The 18,053-nt window shown below is 68.9% G+C and carries 10 protein-coding genes; 2 read left to right on the top strand and 8 right to left on the bottom strand.

Going from position 1 to position 18,053, the window contains the following annotated elements; translation table 11 throughout:
- Positions 1–250 precede the first annotated feature (250 nt).
- Entirely contained in the window at positions 251–2,782 is a 2,532-nt protein-coding gene (locus EV671_RS15165; RefSeq protein WP_132573173.1) for a BACON domain-containing protein, read from the top strand.
- 16 nt (positions 2,783–2,798) lie between these two features.
- Here EV671_RS15165 and EV671_RS15160 read toward each other — a convergent pair whose 3' ends face one another.
- Complete coding sequence (locus tag EV671_RS15160) at positions 2,799–3,161, bottom strand: hypothetical protein (protein WP_132573171.1); 363 nt, start codon at positions 3,159–3,161, stop codon at positions 2,799–2,801.
- Positions 3,158–5,797 (bottom strand): beta strand repeat-containing protein, encoded by a 2,640-nt coding sequence (locus EV671_RS15155; RefSeq protein ID WP_132573169.1) that lies wholly within the window; start codon positions 5,795–5,797, stop codon positions 3,158–3,160. The genes EV671_RS15160 and EV671_RS15155 overlap by 4 nt, the downstream gene beginning before the upstream one ends.
- Before the next feature lie 527 nt (positions 5,798–6,324).
- Between EV671_RS15155 and EV671_RS15150 the strand changes: the two genes are divergently transcribed.
- On the top strand, positions 6,325–7,206 hold the full coding sequence (locus EV671_RS15150; protein WP_132573167.1) for a hypothetical protein: 882 nt from the start codon (positions 6,325–6,327) through the stop codon (positions 7,204–7,206).
- 137 nt (positions 7,207–7,343) lie between these two features.
- Here the strand turns inward: EV671_RS15150 and fusA are convergent, their stop codons facing one another.
- The 6 genes from fusA to EV671_RS15120 form a co-directional block, all read right to left on the bottom strand.
- Positions 7,344–9,356, bottom strand: a complete 2,013-nt coding sequence (gene fusA / locus EV671_RS15145; RefSeq protein ID WP_132573165.1) for an elongation factor G — start codon at positions 9,354–9,356, stop codon at positions 7,344–7,346.
- A 345-nt stretch (positions 9,357–9,701) separates the two neighbouring features.
- A complete protein-coding gene (locus EV671_RS15140; protein ID WP_243655746.1) occupies positions 9,702–11,249 on the bottom strand; it encodes a tryptophan halogenase family protein in 1,548 nt (515 codons plus the stop codon).
- The gene (locus tag EV671_RS15135; RefSeq protein WP_132573163.1) at positions 11,246–12,253 is read right to left on the bottom strand and encodes a cupin-like domain-containing protein; all 1,008 of its coding nucleotides are present in this window, start codon (positions 12,251–12,253) and stop codon (positions 11,246–11,248) included. Before EV671_RS15135 ends, EV671_RS15140 begins: the two co-directional genes overlap by 4 nt.
- Positions 12,254–12,350: 97 nt before the next feature.
- Positions 12,351–13,070 carry a SapC family protein gene (locus tag EV671_RS15130; RefSeq protein ID WP_132573161.1) on the bottom strand — a complete coding sequence of 240 codons (720 nt, stop codon included), beginning with the start codon at positions 13,068–13,070 and terminating at the stop codon, positions 12,351–12,353.
- A gap of 5 nt (positions 13,071–13,075) precedes the next feature.
- Positions 13,076–14,626: a tryptophan halogenase family protein gene (locus EV671_RS15125; protein ID WP_132573159.1), complete on the bottom strand. Its 1,551-nt coding sequence runs from the start codon at positions 14,624–14,626 to the stop codon at positions 13,076–13,078.
- 139 nt (positions 14,627–14,765) lie between these two features.
- The gene (locus EV671_RS15120) at positions 14,766–17,777 is read right to left on the bottom strand and encodes a TonB-dependent receptor (protein ID WP_132573157.1); all 3,012 of its coding nucleotides are present in this window, start codon (positions 17,775–17,777) and stop codon (positions 14,766–14,768) included.
- Positions 17,778–18,053: the final 276 nt, after the last annotated feature.

The raw sequence follows: 18,053 nt of genomic DNA, 5'->3' as shown, positions 1-18,053 counted from the left end.
GGTCATGACGGCGCTGCCGTTCGCCTTGTAGCGCAACAACACCATCGTTTCTTCGCGAACGCCGGGCGCGGTCATGGGCCTGGGATGCTCTCAAGGTCTGAGACGGACCTTGCGTGCCGCTGAAATAACAGGGTAGGAAAATCGGTGATATCGCACACCCCGCCTGCCCGTGGGAGGTGCGTCGCCTGGCTAACATCCGCCCGCTTCAAAGAAGCAGAAACAAACAGGGACGGAACGAACAATGCGGGTGATGAATGCGATCTGGGGCCTGATGCTGGCCCTGGGGTTGGTTGCATGCGGCGGCGGTGGCGGAGGAGGTGGCGGAGGCGGGAACACCAGCGCCGTGAGCTTCAACCCCTCGATCTTGACCGGCAACGTACAGGTGGGCCATTCCACCAGCCTCACGGTACGCGCCACGGCGAGGGACCCCTCGCAGTTCAGTGGTCAGCTCTACGTCTTCATCGTCGACCCCAACCACGTCATCACCTCGACCGTGTCACTCGCCGCGGTGGACAGCACGACCATGTCTGCCACCGTCTACACCTCGCCGAACCTGGCCGCCGGCCACTACCAGGGCAGTTGGCAGGTGCAGCTGTGTAAGGACTCCGGCTGCGCCACGCAGATCCCGGGTTCGCCCGTCGCGCTGCCCTACGACATCACCGTGGCCAACGCGCCGCTGCAGGCCACGGCGGCCACCACCACCACGCTGACCTCGCACCAGGGCGGCAACCTGGCGGGCTCGGTCAGCATCGGCGTCAGCGGCGGCGGCTCGAGCTGGACCGCCGCGGCCGATGCCGCCTGGCTGCAGCTGTCCGCGACGAGCGGCACCGGCAACTCGCTCACCGTGAGCTACGCCACGCAGGCCCTGGCGCTGGGCAGCTACGCCGGCAACGTCCTGGTGACCTCCAGCGATGGCCAGAAGGCCACCGTGCCGTTCTCGCTTACCGTGTTGGCGCCCGGCTTCCTGATCAGCTCGGGCGTGCCCAGTTTCGCGGCCGTGAACGGGGCGCCTATCCCCGCGCAGACGCTGGCCTTCGCCATCGACAACGGCGTGCCCATGGCCTGGCAAGGCTCGGTCTCCGCGCCCTGGATGTCGATGTCCGTGCTCAGTGGCACGACCCCGGCTTCGGTCACGCTGCAGCCCAATCCGAGCGTGGGCAGCCTGGCCAGCGGCAGCTACAGCGCCGACGTGACCCTCACCGCCACCGGCCTCGCCAACAAGACGGTCACATCCAAGCTCACACTGACGGCGCCCACGCTGTCGGCGCCGGCCAATTCGGTGACGCTGGGCGGTACCTACGGACGCGACCTGACGACGGCGCAATCGCTCAACGTCAGCCTCAATACCGGTAGCAACGGCTGGCCCTACACGCTCACGGGTCTGCCAAGCTGGCTGTCGAGCACGACGATGAGCGGCACCGTGTCGCAGGCGGGCACGCCGGTCACGGTGAAGCCGCTGGTTGGTGCCGTCTCGGCCGGCTCGTATTCGGCCGTCGTGAACGTGACGGCCAAGATCAACGGCGACACGACGACTCTGCCGATCACCGTCAATCTGAACGCCGATCAGCGCAAGCTGCTGGCCTCGATGTGGAGCGTCGGCTTCGCAAGTTCACCGACGGGCAGCGTGCTTTCGCGCACGCTGACGATTGCCGACAACTACGGCGGCGCCGTTGACTGGACGGCCGCTTCCGACGCCTCGTGGCTGGCCGTTACCGGCAGCGGCACGACCGGCGGCACCAGCACCCTCACCCTGAGCGCGAATCCGGCTTCCCTGCCTGCCGAGACCGTCAGCTACGCCACGGTGACGGTGAGCCCCGGCACCGGCAGCCAGATTACCCCGGCCCGCATCCGCGTCGCGATCTGGAAGAGTGCCAGTGGCCTGACCAGCATCGCCAAGGTCGCGCAGGGCTACACCTGGATCATTGCCGACCGCATGCGACCCTATGCATACGCGCACAGCGGCGGCTCGACCATCGACGTCTACAACGCCTATACCGCGCAGAAGATTGGCAGTTTCAACAACGTGGCCGCCTCGCTGGGCGCCATGGGTCTCTCCCACGACGGCAGCAAGCTGTACGCGCTGGACAGGGCCAACAAGCAGATGGCGGTGATCGATCTGGACGCGGGGACCGCCGGCACGCTCTGGAAGCTCGACAACGCGGTGGACCAGGGCACGGCCCTGGTGCCCGTGCGCGCAAACGGGGAGGACTTCGTGCTGCTCAGCGATGGCACGGCCTACCGCCAGGCGCAAAGCCTCGGCAACTCCGGTGTTGCCGGCGCGCAGGTGGCCACGATCGATGGCAGCCGCGTCTACGGCTGGAACCCGATCACCACCATGGATTACTCGCAGATGTCGGGCGGCGTGCTCCTGAAGAAGACCGGCGCTTATGTCAGCTACAGCTACCGCGGCGGCACTTCGTACATGACGATCAGCCCCGACGGCAGCCGCGTCTACTCGGCCAACGGCGGCGGCACACAGAACGGCTACTTCTGCGGTGTGAACGACGGGGCGACCGGCAGCTACATCGGCGACCTGCCGGGAGGCAGTGCCTACCCGAACAACGTGGCGGTCGCGATCGACGGCCGCGTGCTGTGTGGCGCGCAAAGTTCTAACGGGACCTACGACTTCTGGCTGCACGCGGCCAACGGCGCCTTCCTGCGCGGCTACAAGTTCAGCGGCCAGGGCCTGAAAGGCGGGCAGACCGCATTCACGGCGGACGGCCTCGTCGTCGTGGCCCTCACCGACGACCCGCTGCTCGCCTTCGTGCCCGTCGGGCCCTGAAAACCGGACCTGCGCCTCAGCGCCCCGCGCAGCTGGGCGCAGCCCCCGGGGCGGCCGCGCAGGCTCTCGCCGGCTTCGTGCAGGCGCGATTGCAGACGAGCGGCTTGCGCGGGCAGGCCTGCGTGTCGAACTGCGCCAGCAGCCGGTCCAGTTCCGCCGTGCGGGCCGGGTTCACGGCGACCTGGCAGCGGCAGGCGTCCTGCGGTGTCCGGGGGCGCGTCGCGCCGCAGGCGTCGGGTGCCCCGACCTCGCAGCGCTGGGATAGTGCGAGTTCCGCCTCGTAGGCCGCTACGAGGTCGCCGCAGCTGGGCTGGGCCGCTGCGCCGCCCGCGGCGAGCGCGAGGGCGGCAGCCAGCAGTACGGCGGCCAGCGGTTTCATGGCAGCAGGGCGACGTCGTCGAGCAGGGTGTAGACCAGGTCCAGCTGGGCCTTGTGGCTGTCGACCGTCGTGACGGTCAGCGTGTAGTTGTGCCCCGCCGTGACCCGCCCCGTCACCGCGGCGAAGGCGCCGGTGTTGGTGCAGGTGCGTGAGAGCAGGGTGGAGGTCCTGCCGCGCGTGAGGTCGGCCAGCGTGATGGTCACGCCGTCGTACCTGCTGGCCACCGCCGGGCAGCTCACCTTGTAGAAGAGGCTGAGCGAGGTCTTGCCGCTGGGCACAACGAAGGTCTGGGCCAGCGAACTATTGCCGTTGCTGGGCGTGGTGGCACCGATCTGGGCGCAGTAGCTGCCGGTGTTGCAGCCGGCGCTGACGACCGTGTTGGCCGCGCCAGATGGCGTCCAGCCGGACAGGGTTCCGGTCTCGAAGCCGCCGTTGACGATGCCGCCGATGGTCACGGTCACGCTGGTCGAATGGCTTGCGGCACCTTCGGTGCCCGTCACGCTGACGGTGTAGCTGCCCGGCGCGGCAGTGCCGGCGTTCACGGTCAGCGTCGAACTGCTCCCCGCCGTCACCGACGCGGGGCTGAGCGAGCCGGTGGCGCCGCTGGGCAGGCCCGAGATCGCCAGCGCCACGGTCGCGGCGCTGCCCGCGGTGACGGCGGTCGAGATCGTGCTGCTGCCCGATCCGCCCGCCGCCAGGGCCAGGGACGACGGACTGGCGGCAATGCTGAAGTCCGGCGGGCTGGCGATGGTCAGTACGAAGGCGGTCGAATGGGTCTTGGTGCCTTCCACGCCCGTCACCGTCAGCGTGTAGCTGCCCGGCGCGGCGGTTCCCGCATTGACGGTCAGCGTCGAGCTGCCGCCGGCCGTGACCGAGGGGGGGCTCAGCCCGGCCGTGGCGCCGCCGGGCAGGCCGGAGACGGACAGCGACACCGTGGCGGCACTGCCCGCGGTCACCGCCGTGGAGATGCTGCTGCTGGCCGAGCCGCCCGCCGCCACGGTTGCCGAGGCCGGGCTGGCGGCGATGCTGAAGTCGGGCAGGCTGGTGATCGTCAGCGCGAAGGAGGTCGAATGGGTCTTGCTGCCTTCCACGCCGGTCACCGTCAGCGTGTAGCTGCCCGCCGCGGCTGTGCCTGTGTTGACGCTCAGCGTCGAGCTGCCGCCGGCCGTGACCGAGGTCGGGCTCAGCGAGGCCGTCGCACCGCTGGGCACGCCGGACACGCCCAGGGCCACCGTGCCGGCGCTGCCCGTGGTCACTGCCGTCGAGATGGTGCTGCTGGTCGATCCGCCCGAGGCCACGGAGGCCGAGGCAGGGCTGGCCGACAGGCTGAAGTCCTGCGACGCGCCGGTGATGGTCAGCGAGACGGTCGTCGAGTGGCTGGCCGAGCCCTCGATGCCATTGACGACGATGGAATAGGTGCCCGCCGCGGCTGCTGCGGTGGAGCTCAGTGTCAGGATCGCGCTGTTGCCGGCGCCGACCGACGTCGGGCTCAAGCTTGCAGTCACGCCCGCCGGGGCGCCGGAGACGGTCAGGTTGACGGTGCCGGCCGTGCCGGCAGTCACCTTGGTCGAGATCGTGCTGGTGGTCGAGCCGCCGGCCACGATGCTCACCGAGGCCGGGCTGGCCGAGATGCTGAAGTCGGTCGCGGTGGTGGACGAGACGACGCAGTTGTTCTGCAGGTTGGAGAACTCCAGCTGCACCGTGTAGGTGAAGCCGTCATTGCCCAGGAAGCTGCCCTGCTGGGCATTGCAGATGTCGCCGATCTCGCCGTTGGTCGTGTCGTACCAGGCCAGCGGCAGGCCGACCACGGTTGCCAGCCCCACCTCGGCGTCGGTGATGGTCTCGACCATTTCGTGGGAGGCGACCGAGGTCTGGTTGGCGAAGGTCGTCAAAGCGGAGCCGCAGCCCGTCGAGCAGCCGGAGCCCGGCTGCATGTCCGGATGCACGCCGTACAGCAGTTCCGCGGTCGCGGACGCCACGGTGCCGTGGTAGGCACAGAAGCCACCCGAGACGCATGAGCTGCTGCCGCCTTGGGTGATGGTCTTGCCGGCCGGGAAGTAGACCGCGTAATAGGTGTTGGCGTTGCCGGCGGCGTCCGTGGTCGGTGCCGGCAGATGGCCGGCGGCGATCTGGCTGCTCAACTCCGCCTGGATCTGCGTGTCGTCGACCGTGGCGCTGGTGACGGAGGGCGTGATGATGTACTGGCCCAGGAAGGAGCCGCGGCCGATGACCTGGTTCGAGGTGGGCGCCGCGAGCCCGCTGGTGTTGTACTCCGACAGCCAGTCGACATAGGTGCTGTTCAGCGCTTGCTGGTAGAAGCTGGCCATGCTCGGGGTGGTGGTGTTCTGCACCTGGGCCAGATAGGAGCCCGTGCCCCACAGCACCTGGACCACCTGCATATTGGAGACGACGCGCCCGCCGTAGTAGGTGAGGTGGGCGCCGGCAGGGGCGGAGCGCGGCGCCGCGAAATACCCGGGTGCCCGCATCGGCAGTACATGGGGCTTGCCTGCCAGGCCGAAGGGATGGGGGTTGGCGACGAAGTTCGGGTTGGGCGCCTGCTGGCCGTCGGGTGGCGCCGCGAGCGCGCCGAACATCACCAGGCCCAGCGCGGCGAACACGCCGCGAGCAAGTCGCATCCCACCCATGTCTGCCTCCGAGAGCAGTTTGATCGGAGATCGCAGATCGGAGGGGCTTGCGTCAGGCGTCAACGCCTCCCATGCCCTGGCACCCATCCGCGAAAAGCGGGCAGCGCATCGACGCGGCACCCGCGGGCCAGTATGCGCCGCCGGGGTCCACGAGCAGCGTCCACCACCCGACTCGCGGGGGAGTCCAAGCTTGCTGGAGGCTTGCTCCGGGCTGTCGGGAGGCGGCAGGAATTGAAGGCCGCGAGGGCGGGGGCTGCCGCTGCGCCCCGTGGACTCATCGACGACGAACTCGTTGACCTCCGTGCGACGTGTCGAGGAAAAGGGGGCGGGCCCGCTGCGTATTGGGCGCCGCGCGAGCAGCCATGCGCCAGAGTTGCCGTGCGGGTATTGTCGACATCCAGATACCAGGTTAGGGATGACCTCAACCTAGGGCTTGCCAGCGACAAATGGCCCCTTGATCGCACCGCGCCGGCCCCTCTGCTGATAGCGTCACTGCCGTCGCAAACGAGGAGGCCATGATGGTTGCATTCGTCGCAGTCGAGAACGGGGCCGGCGTGCTGGGCTTCAAGCAAAGGGATGTCCTGGACGCCGACGGCACCCGGCTCAAGGCCTTCCCTGAGGTGACCGACAAGTCGCCTTGGAAAGGCCAGGGCCTCGACAAGGATGACTTCTACAAAGGGCGGTTCAACGCACTCAACAAATACAAGTTCAAGGATTGGGCGCAGGAAGGACTTTCCAAGGATCTGCTGCAAGACGCGAACGCCAACCGCAAGATCGTTCAAAAGATCATCGTCGCGGTGAAGGCCATCCCAACTGCCAGGGTGCTCATGTGCAGTTCGGTCAACTCGATGGTCAAGTACATCGCCAAGCACTGCGCCGACACCCATGCGACCATCGACACGCTGGTTGTGTACGGCCATGGCGGCACGAACTCGATGAATGTCGGCTTGGGCCGGATCGGCTGCTTCGACATGAGCGATCGAGACGACTCCAAGGTTCTGGAAGGGCGCAAGCTCCTGGGGCTGGAGCCGGGAGGCGGCGGCAAGGCGCCGCGCGTGCGGGAGATCGCACCAGGAAACCGCGCGGACTGGGGCGCATGCTTTCAGAGCCTGGAACCCTACGCGGAGGTGAGCCCGGACACGGACAGCTTCCACGTGTTCCTGATGGCGTGCAGCATCGCTGACGACGAGAGGATCAAGCCAAACGAATCTCTCGTGAAGGTCGCCAAGTGGGAGCTGAAAGCGGCCCTCGGCAAGGACGTCGTCGTCGCTGCGCCCAAGGCGGGGGTGGAGGACGAGCAGTTGATGACGCTCGTCAGGGACCTCACCAAATACCGACTCGAGGCCGGAGGGGGCGACTTCAAGATTGGCGACCTGGAGTTTTCGAGCAGCGAGGCCTGACGCGGGGTCGCCGACGCCGGCGGCTGGCGTCCAACGGCGCCAATCGCTGGCAAAGCGGAGCGTCGCCCGCCACCGGCCAGGCGAGCGCCCGAACAGGCGGGAGGCAGACCTCCGTCGGCCCGCCTCCCGCTCCAGGCTCACGCCGCCAGCGCAGCGCGCGCCGGCACCTCGGCGTAGTGGTGCAGCTGCATCGTGAACTGCGCGCGGCCCGAGCTGAGCGCGCGCAGCTGGCCGATGTAGCCGAACATCTGCGCCAGCGGCACATGGGCCGTCACGACGACCGCGTTGCCGCGCGCGTCCTGGCCCTGCACATGGCCGCGCCGGCGCAGCAGGTCGCCGATGACGTCGCCCAGGTAGTCCGCCGGCGTGATGACCTCGACGGCCATCAGCGGCTCCAGCACCACGGGCGCCGCCTTCAGAACAGCCTCGCGCAGCGCCGCCGCCGCCGCCAGCTCGAAGGCCAGCGCCGACGAGTCGCGCACGTGGTGGCTGCCGTCGACGAGCACCGCCTCGAAGTCCACCAGCGGATGTCCGGCGAAGGGGCCGGCCAGCGCGGTGCGGCGGATGCCGGCCTCGACCGCCGGGATGAACTCGCGCGGGATCGCGCCGCCCACCACGGTGTTCGCGAAGCGGAAGCCTTCGCCGCGCGGCAGCGGCGCGATGCGCAGCGTCAGCTCGGCGAACTGGCCGGGGCCGCCGCTCTGCTTGCGGTGCAGGTGCTGCACCTCGGCCGCCTGCGCGATGGTCTCGCGGTAGGCGACCTGGGGCCGGCCGACCTGCACCTCGATGCCGAAGCGTGCGCGCAGCTTCTCGACCGCCACCTCGAGCTGCAGCTCGCCCATGCCGGACAGCAGGGTCTGGCCCGAGTCGGCATCCTGGCGCAGGCGCAGGCTGGGGTCCTCGCGCACGAGCACGGAGAGGCCCTTGGCGAGGGCCGCGGCATCGAGCTGCTTGCGGGGCTCGATGGCGACGTCGATGACGGCCTCGGGCACGACGATGCTTTCCAGCAGGGGCGCGTCCTTGGCGGAGGCCAGCGTGTGGCCGGTCAGCACGTCCTTCAGGCCGACGACGCCGGCGATGTCGCCCGCGACGAGTTCGTCGCGCTCGACGCGGCGGTCCGCATGGATTTCGTACAGGCGGGCAACGCGCTCGGCCTTGCCGGTGCTGGCGTTGAAGACCGTGTCGCCGCGCTTCAGCGTGCCGCTGTAGACGCGCACGAAGACCATCGCGCCGTGATCGTCGGCGGTCAGCTTGAAGGCGAGGGCGGACAGCGGGCCGTGCGTGTCCAGCGCGCCGGGTGCTTCACCGGGTGCAGGCAGGTAGGCGACGACGGCGTCCAGCAGCGGTTCGACGCCGCGGTTGCGGAAGGCCGAGCCGGCAAGCACGGGCACGAAGGCGCCCGCGAGGGTGCCGCGGCGCAGTGCCGCGCGCAGCCCGTCCAGCGGCAGCTCGGCGCCGCGCAGCCAGGCGTCCAGCAGCGCGTCGTCCTGTTCGGCGGCGGCCTCGACCAGGCGCGCCCGGGCGGCCTGGGCCGCAGCCAGCAGCTCGGGCGGGACGGCCTCGATGCGCGGCGGCGCCGACGCGTCGTCGCGGTCCCAGACCAGGGCCTGCAGCGTCAGCAGGTCCACCACGCCGCGGAAGTCGCCTTCCGCGCCGATGGGCAGCTGCAGCGGCAGCGCGCGCACGGCCAGGCGTTCCTGCATCATCGACACGACGCGGGCGAAGTCCGAGCCGATGCGGTCCAGCTTGTTGACGAAGGCCAGGCGCGGCACGCGGTACTCGTCCGCGAGGCGCCAGTTGGTCTCGGTCTGGGGTTCGACGCCGGCCACGCCGTCGAAGACGACGACGGCGCCGTCGAGCACGCGCAGCGAGCGGCGCACCTCGAGGTTGAAGTCGATGTGTCCGGGCGTGTCGATCAGGTTGATCTGCGTGCCCTGCCAGTGCACGGTCGTGGCCGCGCTGTGGATGGTGATGCCCCGCTGGCGTTCCTGGGGGTCGAAGTCCATCGTCGTGCTGCCGTCGTCGACGTCGCCGATGCGATGGTTCTCGCCCGTGTAGAACAGGATGCGTTCGGTGGTGGTGGTCTTGCCGGCGTCGACGTGAGCGATGACGCCGATGTTGCGCAGGTTGCGGAAGTTGTTCGAGTTCATGGTGGATTCCTGATGCGGTGACTGTTGCCAGCCCGCGGCGGAAACCACCGTTCAGGGCTGGCGCAAAGGCAGGACGCCGAAGCGCAGGCGCAGCGAAGCCGCGCTCCGGCGCTCGGGAATCGTGGCGATCAGCTTGTCGAAGGTGCGCATGGTTGAACTTGGATCAGAAAAACAAAACCCCGGGAGGTGCGGGCCTGCCGGGGTTGGTTTGACCGGAAGGCGGTGCGCCTTCCGAACACGGTCGAAGACGCCTCAAGTGTTGATGCGGGCCTGGATCGTGTGGTTGAGCTTCATGATGGGCGCGATTGTCGGTCTACCGCAAATGTCGGGCCGGGCGTGGGGCTTTCAAGCCCGCAGCGGCGTCGCAGCCAGTTGCGCCGTCGTCGCATGGCGGTAGGGTGCGCACAGTTGCTCGACATAGGCCTGGTGGCCGGGCAGGCCGGCCACGGTGCGCGCGACCTTGAGCTGGATGTCGCCGAGGAAGTTGCTCAGCTCCGGCCGGCCCATCAGGTCGGCCACCGGGTGGTGGCTGCGCGGCAGGATGCCCTGGCCCATCATGACCTGGACCCAGGAGTTCTCGCCGAACAGCTCGTCGCTGGGGCGGAACACGCGGGCGCTTTCGCGGAACAGCTCGATGCGGTGGCGCAGCGAGGCGGGGATCTCCATCTCGCGCACATGCCGCCACAGCGCGGAGTCGCTGCGCTCGTTGATGTGATAGTGGGCGACGATGAAGTCGCGGATGTGCTCCAGCTCGCGCCTGGACTGCAGGTTGAACTCGTCGACATCGGCCGGGTTGATGCCGCCGCCCGGGAAGAGCTGCATCAGCCGGATGGCCGAGCGCTGGATCAGGTGGATGCTGGTGGACTCCAGCGGCTCGACGAAGCCGCTGGCCAGGCCCACGGCGATGCAGTTGCGCTCCCAGACCTTGTCGCGCTGGCCCGGCAGGAACTTCAGCACCCGCGGCTGGATCAGCAGCTCGCCTTCGACGTTCTTCGTCAGAAGCTCGGGCGCGTTCGCGTCGCTGAGTTCCCTACTGCTGTAGACCAGGCCGTTGCCGACGCGGTTCTGCAGCGGGATGCGCCATTGCCAGCCGAAGGGGTGGGCGATGGAGCGCGTGTAGGGCCAGGCCTCGCGCACCGAGGCCGTCTGCACGGCCACGGCGCGGTCGCAGGGCAGCCAGTAGGACCAGTCCTCGTAGCCCACGCCCAGGGTCTCGCCGAGCAGCATCGAGCGAAAGCCTGTGCAGTCGATGAAGAGGTCGCCATCGATGCGTGAGCCGTCCTGCATCTGCAGCGCGGTGATGTCGCCGGCCTTGCCGCCGGGACCGTCCTGCAGCACGGCGGCGATCCGGCCTTCGATGCGCTGCACGCCGTAGCCCTCGCTCATCGCGCGCAGGTATTTGGCGTAGCGGCCGGCGTCGAGGTGGTAGGCGTAGTTCAGGCCGTTGCGCGGCAGGTGGGCGAAACGGTTGGCGTGGGCGGCGACCGTTTCGGGGTTGTAGTCGGTGTAGGCCTTGGCGATGCCCTCGGCCCGGCCCTTCAGCCAGAAGTGCTGGAAGCCGGCGCTCCAGTGGTCGGTGCCGGTGCTGCCGAAGGAGTGGAAGTAGTTCTCGCCGATGTTCTTCCAGCCCTCGAAGCTGATGCCGAGCTTGAAGGTGGCATTGGTGGCCGCCATGAACTCGGCCTCGTTGATGCCGAGCAGGTTGTGATAGGTCAGCAGCGCGGGGATGGTGGCCTCGCCGACGCCGACGGTGCCGATCTCCTCGGACTCGATCAGCTTGATGTCGAGCTGGCGGCCGAGCAGCTTGCTCATCAGCGCGGCCATCATCCAGCCGGCAGTGCCGCCGCCGGCGATGACGATGCGGCGCATGGGGTTCGTCGTGGGCGTGTTCATCGTTTCAATTGGCTCAGAAGTTGCGCGCGGGCCCGGCGCGAGGTGGTTTCGTCGGCCAGCTCCAGCAGGCCGCGGGCGGCCGAGGGGACGTGGGCCCAGGTGCAGGCGTCGGCCTCGAAGACGAAGTGCTGGAAGTGGCGCTGCCAGATGCGGCGTTCCTGGTCCGGAAGATTGCGGATGGTCATCAGCGCCAGCTGCAGGGCGCTCAGCGGCGAGTCCATGTGATCGGGCGTCTGGCGCCACCAGGCGTTGATCAGCAGGTTGACGGCCTCCAGCCCCTCGATGTGGTGGAACCACATGCTGGGGATGAAGAGGGCGTCGCCGGGGCCGAGCTCGGCCACCTCGGCGGCCTGCAGCGCCTGCGCGAAGCGCGGGAAACGTTCGAAATCCGGCGCGGCGAAGTCCACCAGGCTGATGGGCTGGCCGGCCGGCGTGGGCTCCAGCGGGCCCATGTAGAGGTTGTGGATCTGCTCGGGCGCGAACAGCGTGAAGCGGCGCCGGCCGGCGGCGACGACGGCGAGGTTGTCCGGCAGGTCGTAGTGGGCGGCGACGCGGCTGCGGTTGCCCAGCCACAGGCTGACCAGCGAGTCGCGCGCGCCCAGGGCCAGGCGGTTCGCGTCGAGGAAGCCCGGCAGCACGGCCTCGACCGTCGTCGAGCCGACGTAGAGGGCGGGCGGCTCGGCGGTGGCGGCCAGGCCGAGCAGGCCGGTGAGCACCTGGTCCAGCGTGGCGACGTGGCGCGTGAAGTTGAAGCGGCTCAAGGCCTCGTCGGCATAGAAGGCGCGGCCGCGCGCCTCGGGCGGCAGCTGGAACAGGCCGACGTGCACGCCGTTGTAGAAGCCCGTCAGGTAGCGGGCCAGGGCCGCGTCGGACTGGCGCGCCGCGCGCACAACCGGCCAGTGCGCGAAGCCGCCGCGCACGACATAGGGGCGCACCGCGGTCAGCAGCTCATCGGGCAGGTCGTTCGGGTCGAACGGTTCGTCCCAAATGGGCACGGTACGCATCAGCCCTGCTCCATCCAGCGGCCGCCGTGGAGCCGGCTTTGCCGGGCCACCAGCGGCGCCCCCTTGAGGGGGCCGGCGAAGCCGGTAGGGGGTGGGCTCATTGCGTGCGGTTCTGGCGTTCGACCAGATCGTGGAAGTGGGCCAGCGAAGCGAGCTGCATGTAGATCGGCAGCAGATGGCCCTCGCGCTGCAGCCGCTCCAGCGCGTCGCCGGGCAGCGCGGCCAGGCGCTCCTCGTGGATGGTGAATAGGCCTGACAAGCGGGTCTGCTCGCAGTCCGCGGATTCGACGTCGAAGACGAAGGGCTCCAGCAACTGGTGGCGCGTCAGTGCCTCGATGAAGGCGGGCAGGTGCTGGGCGTGGGCATGCAGGTGCTCGAGCAGGCTGACGACATGGTCCAGGTATTCGCTGTGGCCACCGTGGGGCAGGAAGACGGCGGTGCCGACTTCGCCCTCCTCGGGCCGCACGATGCGCGGGCTGTCCATGTCGATGTGCAGCTGCAGGCTGTCGCCGTTGCGGCCGATCATGAAGGGGTCGCGTTGCAGCGCCATCGGCACGACGGGCGCATCCCAGCCGGCATCGCTCAGGAAGAGGTTCTGCCCCTCCTCGAGGCCGAACAGTGCGATGGGCTGGAAGCCGCCGCTGCCGTCTTGGCCGCCGATATGCTGGAAGATGATGGGGAAATGCGCCTGCAGCTGGCGGAACTCGGCCGGCAGGGCCAGCGCCGACTGGCGCGCGTCGCCCAGGGCGGCGGAGCGCCCGGTGTGCAGGCGCAGGTGGCGATGGGTGACGTTGTCGAGCAGGGCGGGGCGGGTCATCGGGCTCAGGCTTGGCGGTGGAGATGGTCGATCAGGCTGCGGTGGCCCGGCAGCCCGGAAAGGAAGCGGCGGGCCTGGCGGGCCGCCTCGTCGAAGCAGGCCTGGGCGGCCTGTAGTTTGGGGGCGGGCAGGGGTTGGGCGTGCGGGCGGAAACCCATGCCATAGAGCACGTACTGGTAGCTGGCCGCGGGGAATACCTCGTCGATGCGGCCGAAGTCGTGTCGCGCGGGCGGGCGCAGCTGCCAGGCGGCGAGCTGCTCGCGCAGGCGCTCGGGCCAGGTGGCCGGGTCGCGGTGGGCGCGCCAGTAGTCGCTGCCTGGCTCGTCCTGGCGGCTGCTGAGCGCGTAGTGCAGTTTCAGGAAGTCGATGACGCGGGCCCAGCGGTAGCCGAAATCGTCGTTGAAGCGCCGCGCCGCGCCGTCCATCGTCGCGCGCCGCATCGGCAGCTCGTCGCACAGCCGCGCGGCGGACAGCTCCACCAGCGCCAAGGCCGAGGCCTCCAGTGGCTCGATGAAGCCCGAGGACAGGCCGATGGCGACGCAGTTGCGCACCCAGAAGCGCTCGCGGTAGCCGGGCTCGAAGCGGATCAGCCGCGGCGCGGGGCGCTCGGCCGGGGCGCCTGTGGCGTTCAGGTAGGCCTGCAGTGCGGCCAGGGCCTCGTCCTCGCCGGCATGGGTGCGGGAGAACACCGCGCCGACGCCGCGCCGCGCCGGCAGGCCGATGTCCCAGATCCAGCCCTTGGCCCAGGCGGTGGCGATGGTGCAGGAGGGCAGCGGCGCGTCAGGCCGGGCGTAGGGCACCTGCAGCGCGAGCGCGGCGTCGTTGAACAGCACCTCGCGCTCGCTCCTCAGCGGCATGCCGAAGTGCTGGCCGATGAGGCGCGCGGCGAGACCGGAGCAGTCGATGAAGAGCCCGGCCGCGATGGCGCCGTGCGCGCGGGTTTGCAGCGCGGCGATGTCGCCGTTCTCGTGGCTCAGCACATCGTCGACATGGTCGACGACATGGCGCACGCCGAGGCGGGCCGTGGCGTGCTCGCGCAGGACCTGGCCGAACAGGCCGGCGTCGAAGTGGTAGGCGTAGTTGGCGACGGCGCCGAACTCGGGCGTCTGCACCTGCTTGGGCGCCAGGCCGGCCTCGCAGACCTGCACGCTGGGGCTCACGGCGTCGGCGAAAGCCTGCTCCGGCCGGGTGGCCAGCCAGGCGGCCACGAGGTCGGCGTCGCCGAAGCCGACCGGCAGCATGAAGGGGTGGTAGTAGCGGTCGCCCTGGGCGCCGTCGCCGCCGTGCAGCCAGCCGTCGAAGCGCGAACCTTGCTTGAACGACACCTGGCAGCGGCGCGCGAAGTCGGCCTCCGAGAGGCCGATGCGGCGCAGCGTGTCGCGCATGCCCGGCCAGGTGCCCTCGCCGACGCCAATGGGCGGGGCCTCGCTCGACTCGACCAGCGTGACGCGCAGCCCGCCCTGCTGGCCGCCATGCACGGCGGCCAGCAGGGCGGCCACCAGCCAGCCGGCCGAGCCGCCGCCGAGTACCACCACGTCGCGAAGTCTGTCGTCCACTGCCGGATCCAGGTTCAAACAAAAAGGGCCGCTCGCGCGGCCTCGCCAATGCGGCGAACAAGGACGGCGCGCGAGAGGTCGGGCGCCGCCGAACCAGCCGGTTCCTGATGCCCTGCCGCCGGCAGGCGGCAGGGGCCGCTCAGAACTTGTACCGCGCCCCGATCATGTAGCGGCGGCCCAGCTGTGTCACCGAGCCGATCTGCTGCTCGGCCCGCATATGGGTGCGGACGATGGCGTCGGTCAGGTTGATGCCTTCGAGCTGCAGCGACAGGTGCTTGTCGAAGTTGTAGCCCAGGCTCATGTCCAGCTGGCCGCGCTGCTCGACGTAGAGCGGCTGGGCGCCGTCCGTGCCCGGGAAGTGCTGCAGCAGGTATTTTCCGCGCCAGTTGTAGGCCAGACGGGCGCTGTAGGTCGTGTCCTCGTAGAAGCCCACCAGGTTGCCGGAGTCGCCCAGGCCGTCGATCGCGAACTGCGAGCCCGGGATGCCGTCCTGGTAGGCCGCGGCCGACTTCACATGGGTGTAGTTGGCCGAGAAGCCCAGGCCGTTGGCGAAGCTGTGCTGGGCGTTCAGCTCGATGCCGTTGAGGCTGGCCTTGCGGCTGCTGTTGGCCTTGCTGGCCATCTTGAAGACCAGCAGTGGGTCACCCGGCTGGCCCACGATGGTCTGGGTGCCCACGTTCACGCCGGCCGCGTTCGGGTAGTTCGTGAAGATGTAGTTGCGCACGCAGGCCGAGTCGGTGGCGCCGCAGCCACCCTTGCTGAGCGCCTCGTTGTACATCGCGCTGCCCACCGGGGTGTGCAGGTTGAAGGGGGTCGCGGAGACGGCGACGTCCTCGATGTAGTTGGTCAGGTCCTTGCGGAAATAGGCGGCGGAGATGTAGCTGCCCTTGGCGTAGTAGTGCTCGGCCGAGAAGTCGAAGTTCTTCGAGTGCAACGGCTTCAGGTTGGGGTTGCCGGAGCTGCCCACGTTGCCGTCGATGCGCGCCGGGTTGTTCAGGTTGATGCTGCCCTGGATGTCGGCCCAGCCCGGGCGGCCGATGGTTTCGCCGTAGCTCAGGCGCAGCTTGGTGTCGGGCATCACGTCGGCGCTGAGGTCGATCGAAGGCAGCACATAGCTGTACTTGCCCGTGCCGACGAAGGAGGTGCTGGCACCGCCCGACTTGATGGACAGCTCGTTCGTCGAGGCCCATTCCACCGTGGCCGGGATGGACTGGTTGGTCGGCGAGGTCACGCGGGTGCTCTCGTAGCGCGCGCCGACCGAGGCGTCCATGGGCACGCCCCAATCCCAGCTGCGGTTGTATTGCAGGTAGAGCGAGCGCGACTTCTCCGTCGTGCGGTAGTCCTTGAAGTCGTAGCCGACGTTGGGCAGGCCGGCCAGCTTGGCGGCGTAGTTCTGCGAGTTGTCGAAGTCGAAGGACGCCAGATAGGGCAGGTTGGTGCCCAGGGCCTTGATGGCGGCGTTGCGCACGTCATCGAAGTTGAAATAGAAGAACTGGTTGTAGAGCTTGGTGCTGTCGTGGCCCGGCACGTTGCTGAAGTACTTGCTGATGGAGTCGGCGTGCCAGATGTTGTCGGGCATGTCGGCCGGGCCGCCGGGCGAGCCGGCGTTGTGGCCCCAGGTGTTGCGCTGCACGTTGGTGTAGGCCGAGCGGTTCTTCACGTCGGTCAGGCTGATGCCGAAGTCCAGGCTGCTGTCGCCGTCGATCTTCCACTTGCCGTGCGTCTGGGCCTGGTTGATTTCGTTGCGCTGGTAGCTGTTGCCGAAGACGGAGCCTTGCAGTTCCTGCAGCGACGGGTCCAGCGGTGCGTTGGCGATGGACAGCACCGGGAACTTGTTGCTGAAGTCCACCGAGGTGTCGCCGCGGTTGAAGGAGGCCGTGCCCAGCGTGACGCTGGTGCCCAGCGGGTCGTCCGCGCCCGAGGTGGCGGTGGAGTGGTGGGCGTCCAGCTCGAAGCTCAGCGCGTCCGTCGCCTTCCACTTCAGGTTCAGGCCCAGCGACCGGTTCTTGTTGCTGGTGGAGGTGCGCGAGGTGCCCATGGCGACGTCCTGGCCGCTCATGTGCTCGCCGTAGACCAGGGGCGTGGCGATCGGGCCCGGCGTGTATTCGCCGAACTGGCCGCCGAAGTTGAACCAGGCCGAGATGTCGTTGCGCTTCTGGCGGAACTTCTGCTCCGACATCGTGTAGTCCAGCGTGCCGACCAGGTCCTTCACGGGGCGGAACTGGAACACCAACTGGCCATTGGTGCGCTCGCGGTGGATGCCGGTGAAGGCGTAGTTCAGCGATTGCGGCACGTTGTAGATGTCGCCGGCCTGCGGGCGGTTCTTCACTTCGGGCGCCGGGTTGGGCAGCGGGCCCCAGCCGCTGTCGCTGCCCTTGAAGGTGTGCCAGCCATTGTTGGCCGCGGACGCGTTGTAGCCCGAGTCGCGCTCCTGGTAGCTGCCGATCAGCGCGATGCCGAACATGCCGTCGGCGAACTGGGTGCTGTAGATGCCTGACAGCTCGGGCGTCAGGCTCTTGCCCTGTTCCTCGGCGGGCAGGTTGCGCGCCGTGGTGTCGTGCACCATCTTCACGCCGACGCTGGCGATGGTTTCCTTGCTGTCGAAGGGGCGGGGCGTGCGGATGTTGATCGTCGCGCCCATGCCGCCGGTCGGCGTGCTGGCCTTGCTGGTCTTGTAGACCTCCAGGGCCGCGACGCCTTCGGCCGCGAGGTTGGAAAAGTCGAAGGAGCGCGAGCTGGGCGCGGTGCCGTCGACGTTGGAGCCGGGCATCTGGCGGCCGTTGAGCAGCACCAGGTTGAAGTCGGGGCCCATGCCGCGCACGGTGACCTTGGTACCTTCACCGTTGCTGCGGTCGATGGACACGCCGCTGATGCGCGACATGGCCTCGGCGAGGTTGGTGTCGGGGAACTTGCCGATGTCTTCGGCCACGATGCCGTCCACCAGGCCGGAGGCCGAGCGCTTCAGATTGACCGAGGTCTCCAGGCTCTTGCGGATGCCGGTGACGACGACGGTTTCAAGCTGCTGGGCCTGGGGCGCGCTGGCTGCGGCGGCCGGGGCGGTGGCCTGCGCATGGGCTGCGGCGCCGGCGAACAGCAGGCCGCTGGCGGCGGCCAGGCTTGTGAGGCGAAGGGCAGGGCGAGGCTGTCTCATTCACGTGTCTCCAGAGTTGTGATCTTGTCGTGGGTGTCCACTGAAGGACTGAAAGCGCTTTCAAGAATACGTCATTGGCAGCGCTTTCAACCTAGGCAACACCCTTGGTCTGCGGTACGCGGGCAACGCGGGCCTTGGGGATTGCTGCCGACTTCGCCGTGGCCGGATCGGGCCGCAGGGCCGCTCCTGTCGGGGCGGAACCGCGAATTCGAGCCGGCTAGGGGTTGTTCGGGGTTGAAAAGCGATATAGCGCTGAAAGCTATGAAAGCGCTTTCA

The sequence above is a fragment of the Roseateles saccharophilus genome (assembly GCF_004342485.1).
In the GTDB taxonomy this organism is placed as follows: Bacteria; Pseudomonadota; Gammaproteobacteria; order Burkholderiales; family Burkholderiaceae_C; genus Pelomonas; species Pelomonas saccharophila.
The sequence above is the reverse complement of the archived record's forward strand: the minus strand, read 5'-3'. Positions and strand labels throughout refer to the sequence as shown.

What these genes read in the sequence shown, in the direction of transcription:
- EV671_RS15130 (WP_132573161.1), bottom strand. Translation starts at nt 13,070, where the DNA reads ATGACCCGCCCCGCCCTGCTCGACAACGTCACCCATCGCCACCTGCGC.
- EV671_RS15165 (WP_132573173.1), top strand. Translation starts at nt 251, where the DNA reads ATGAATGCGATCTGGGGCCTGATGCTGGCCCTGGGGTTGGTTGCATGC.
- EV671_RS15120 (WP_132573157.1), bottom strand. Translation starts at nt 17,777, where the DNA reads ATGAGACAGCCTCGCCCTGCCCTTCGCCTCACAAGCCTGGCCGCCGCC.
- EV671_RS15160 (WP_132573171.1), bottom strand. Translation starts at nt 3,161, where the DNA reads ATGAAACCGCTGGCCGCCGTACTGCTGGCTGCCGCCCTCGCGCTCGCC.
- EV671_RS15135 (WP_132573163.1), bottom strand. Translation starts at nt 12,253, where the DNA reads ATGCGTACCGTGCCCATTTGGGACGAACCGTTCGACCCGAACGACCTG.
- EV671_RS15155 (WP_132573169.1), bottom strand. Translation starts at nt 5,797, where the DNA reads ATGCGACTTGCTCGCGGCGTGTTCGCCGCGCTGGGCCTGGTGATGTTC.
- fusA (WP_132573165.1), bottom strand. Translation starts at nt 9,356, where the DNA reads ATGAACTCGAACAACTTCCGCAACCTGCGCAACATCGGCGTCATCGCT.
- EV671_RS15150 (WP_132573167.1), top strand. Translation starts at nt 6,325, where the DNA reads ATGGTTGCATTCGTCGCAGTCGAGAACGGGGCCGGCGTGCTGGGCTTC.
- EV671_RS15140 (WP_243655746.1), bottom strand. Translation starts at nt 11,249, where the DNA reads ATGAACACGCCCACGACGAACCCCATGCGCCGCATCGTCATCGCCGGC.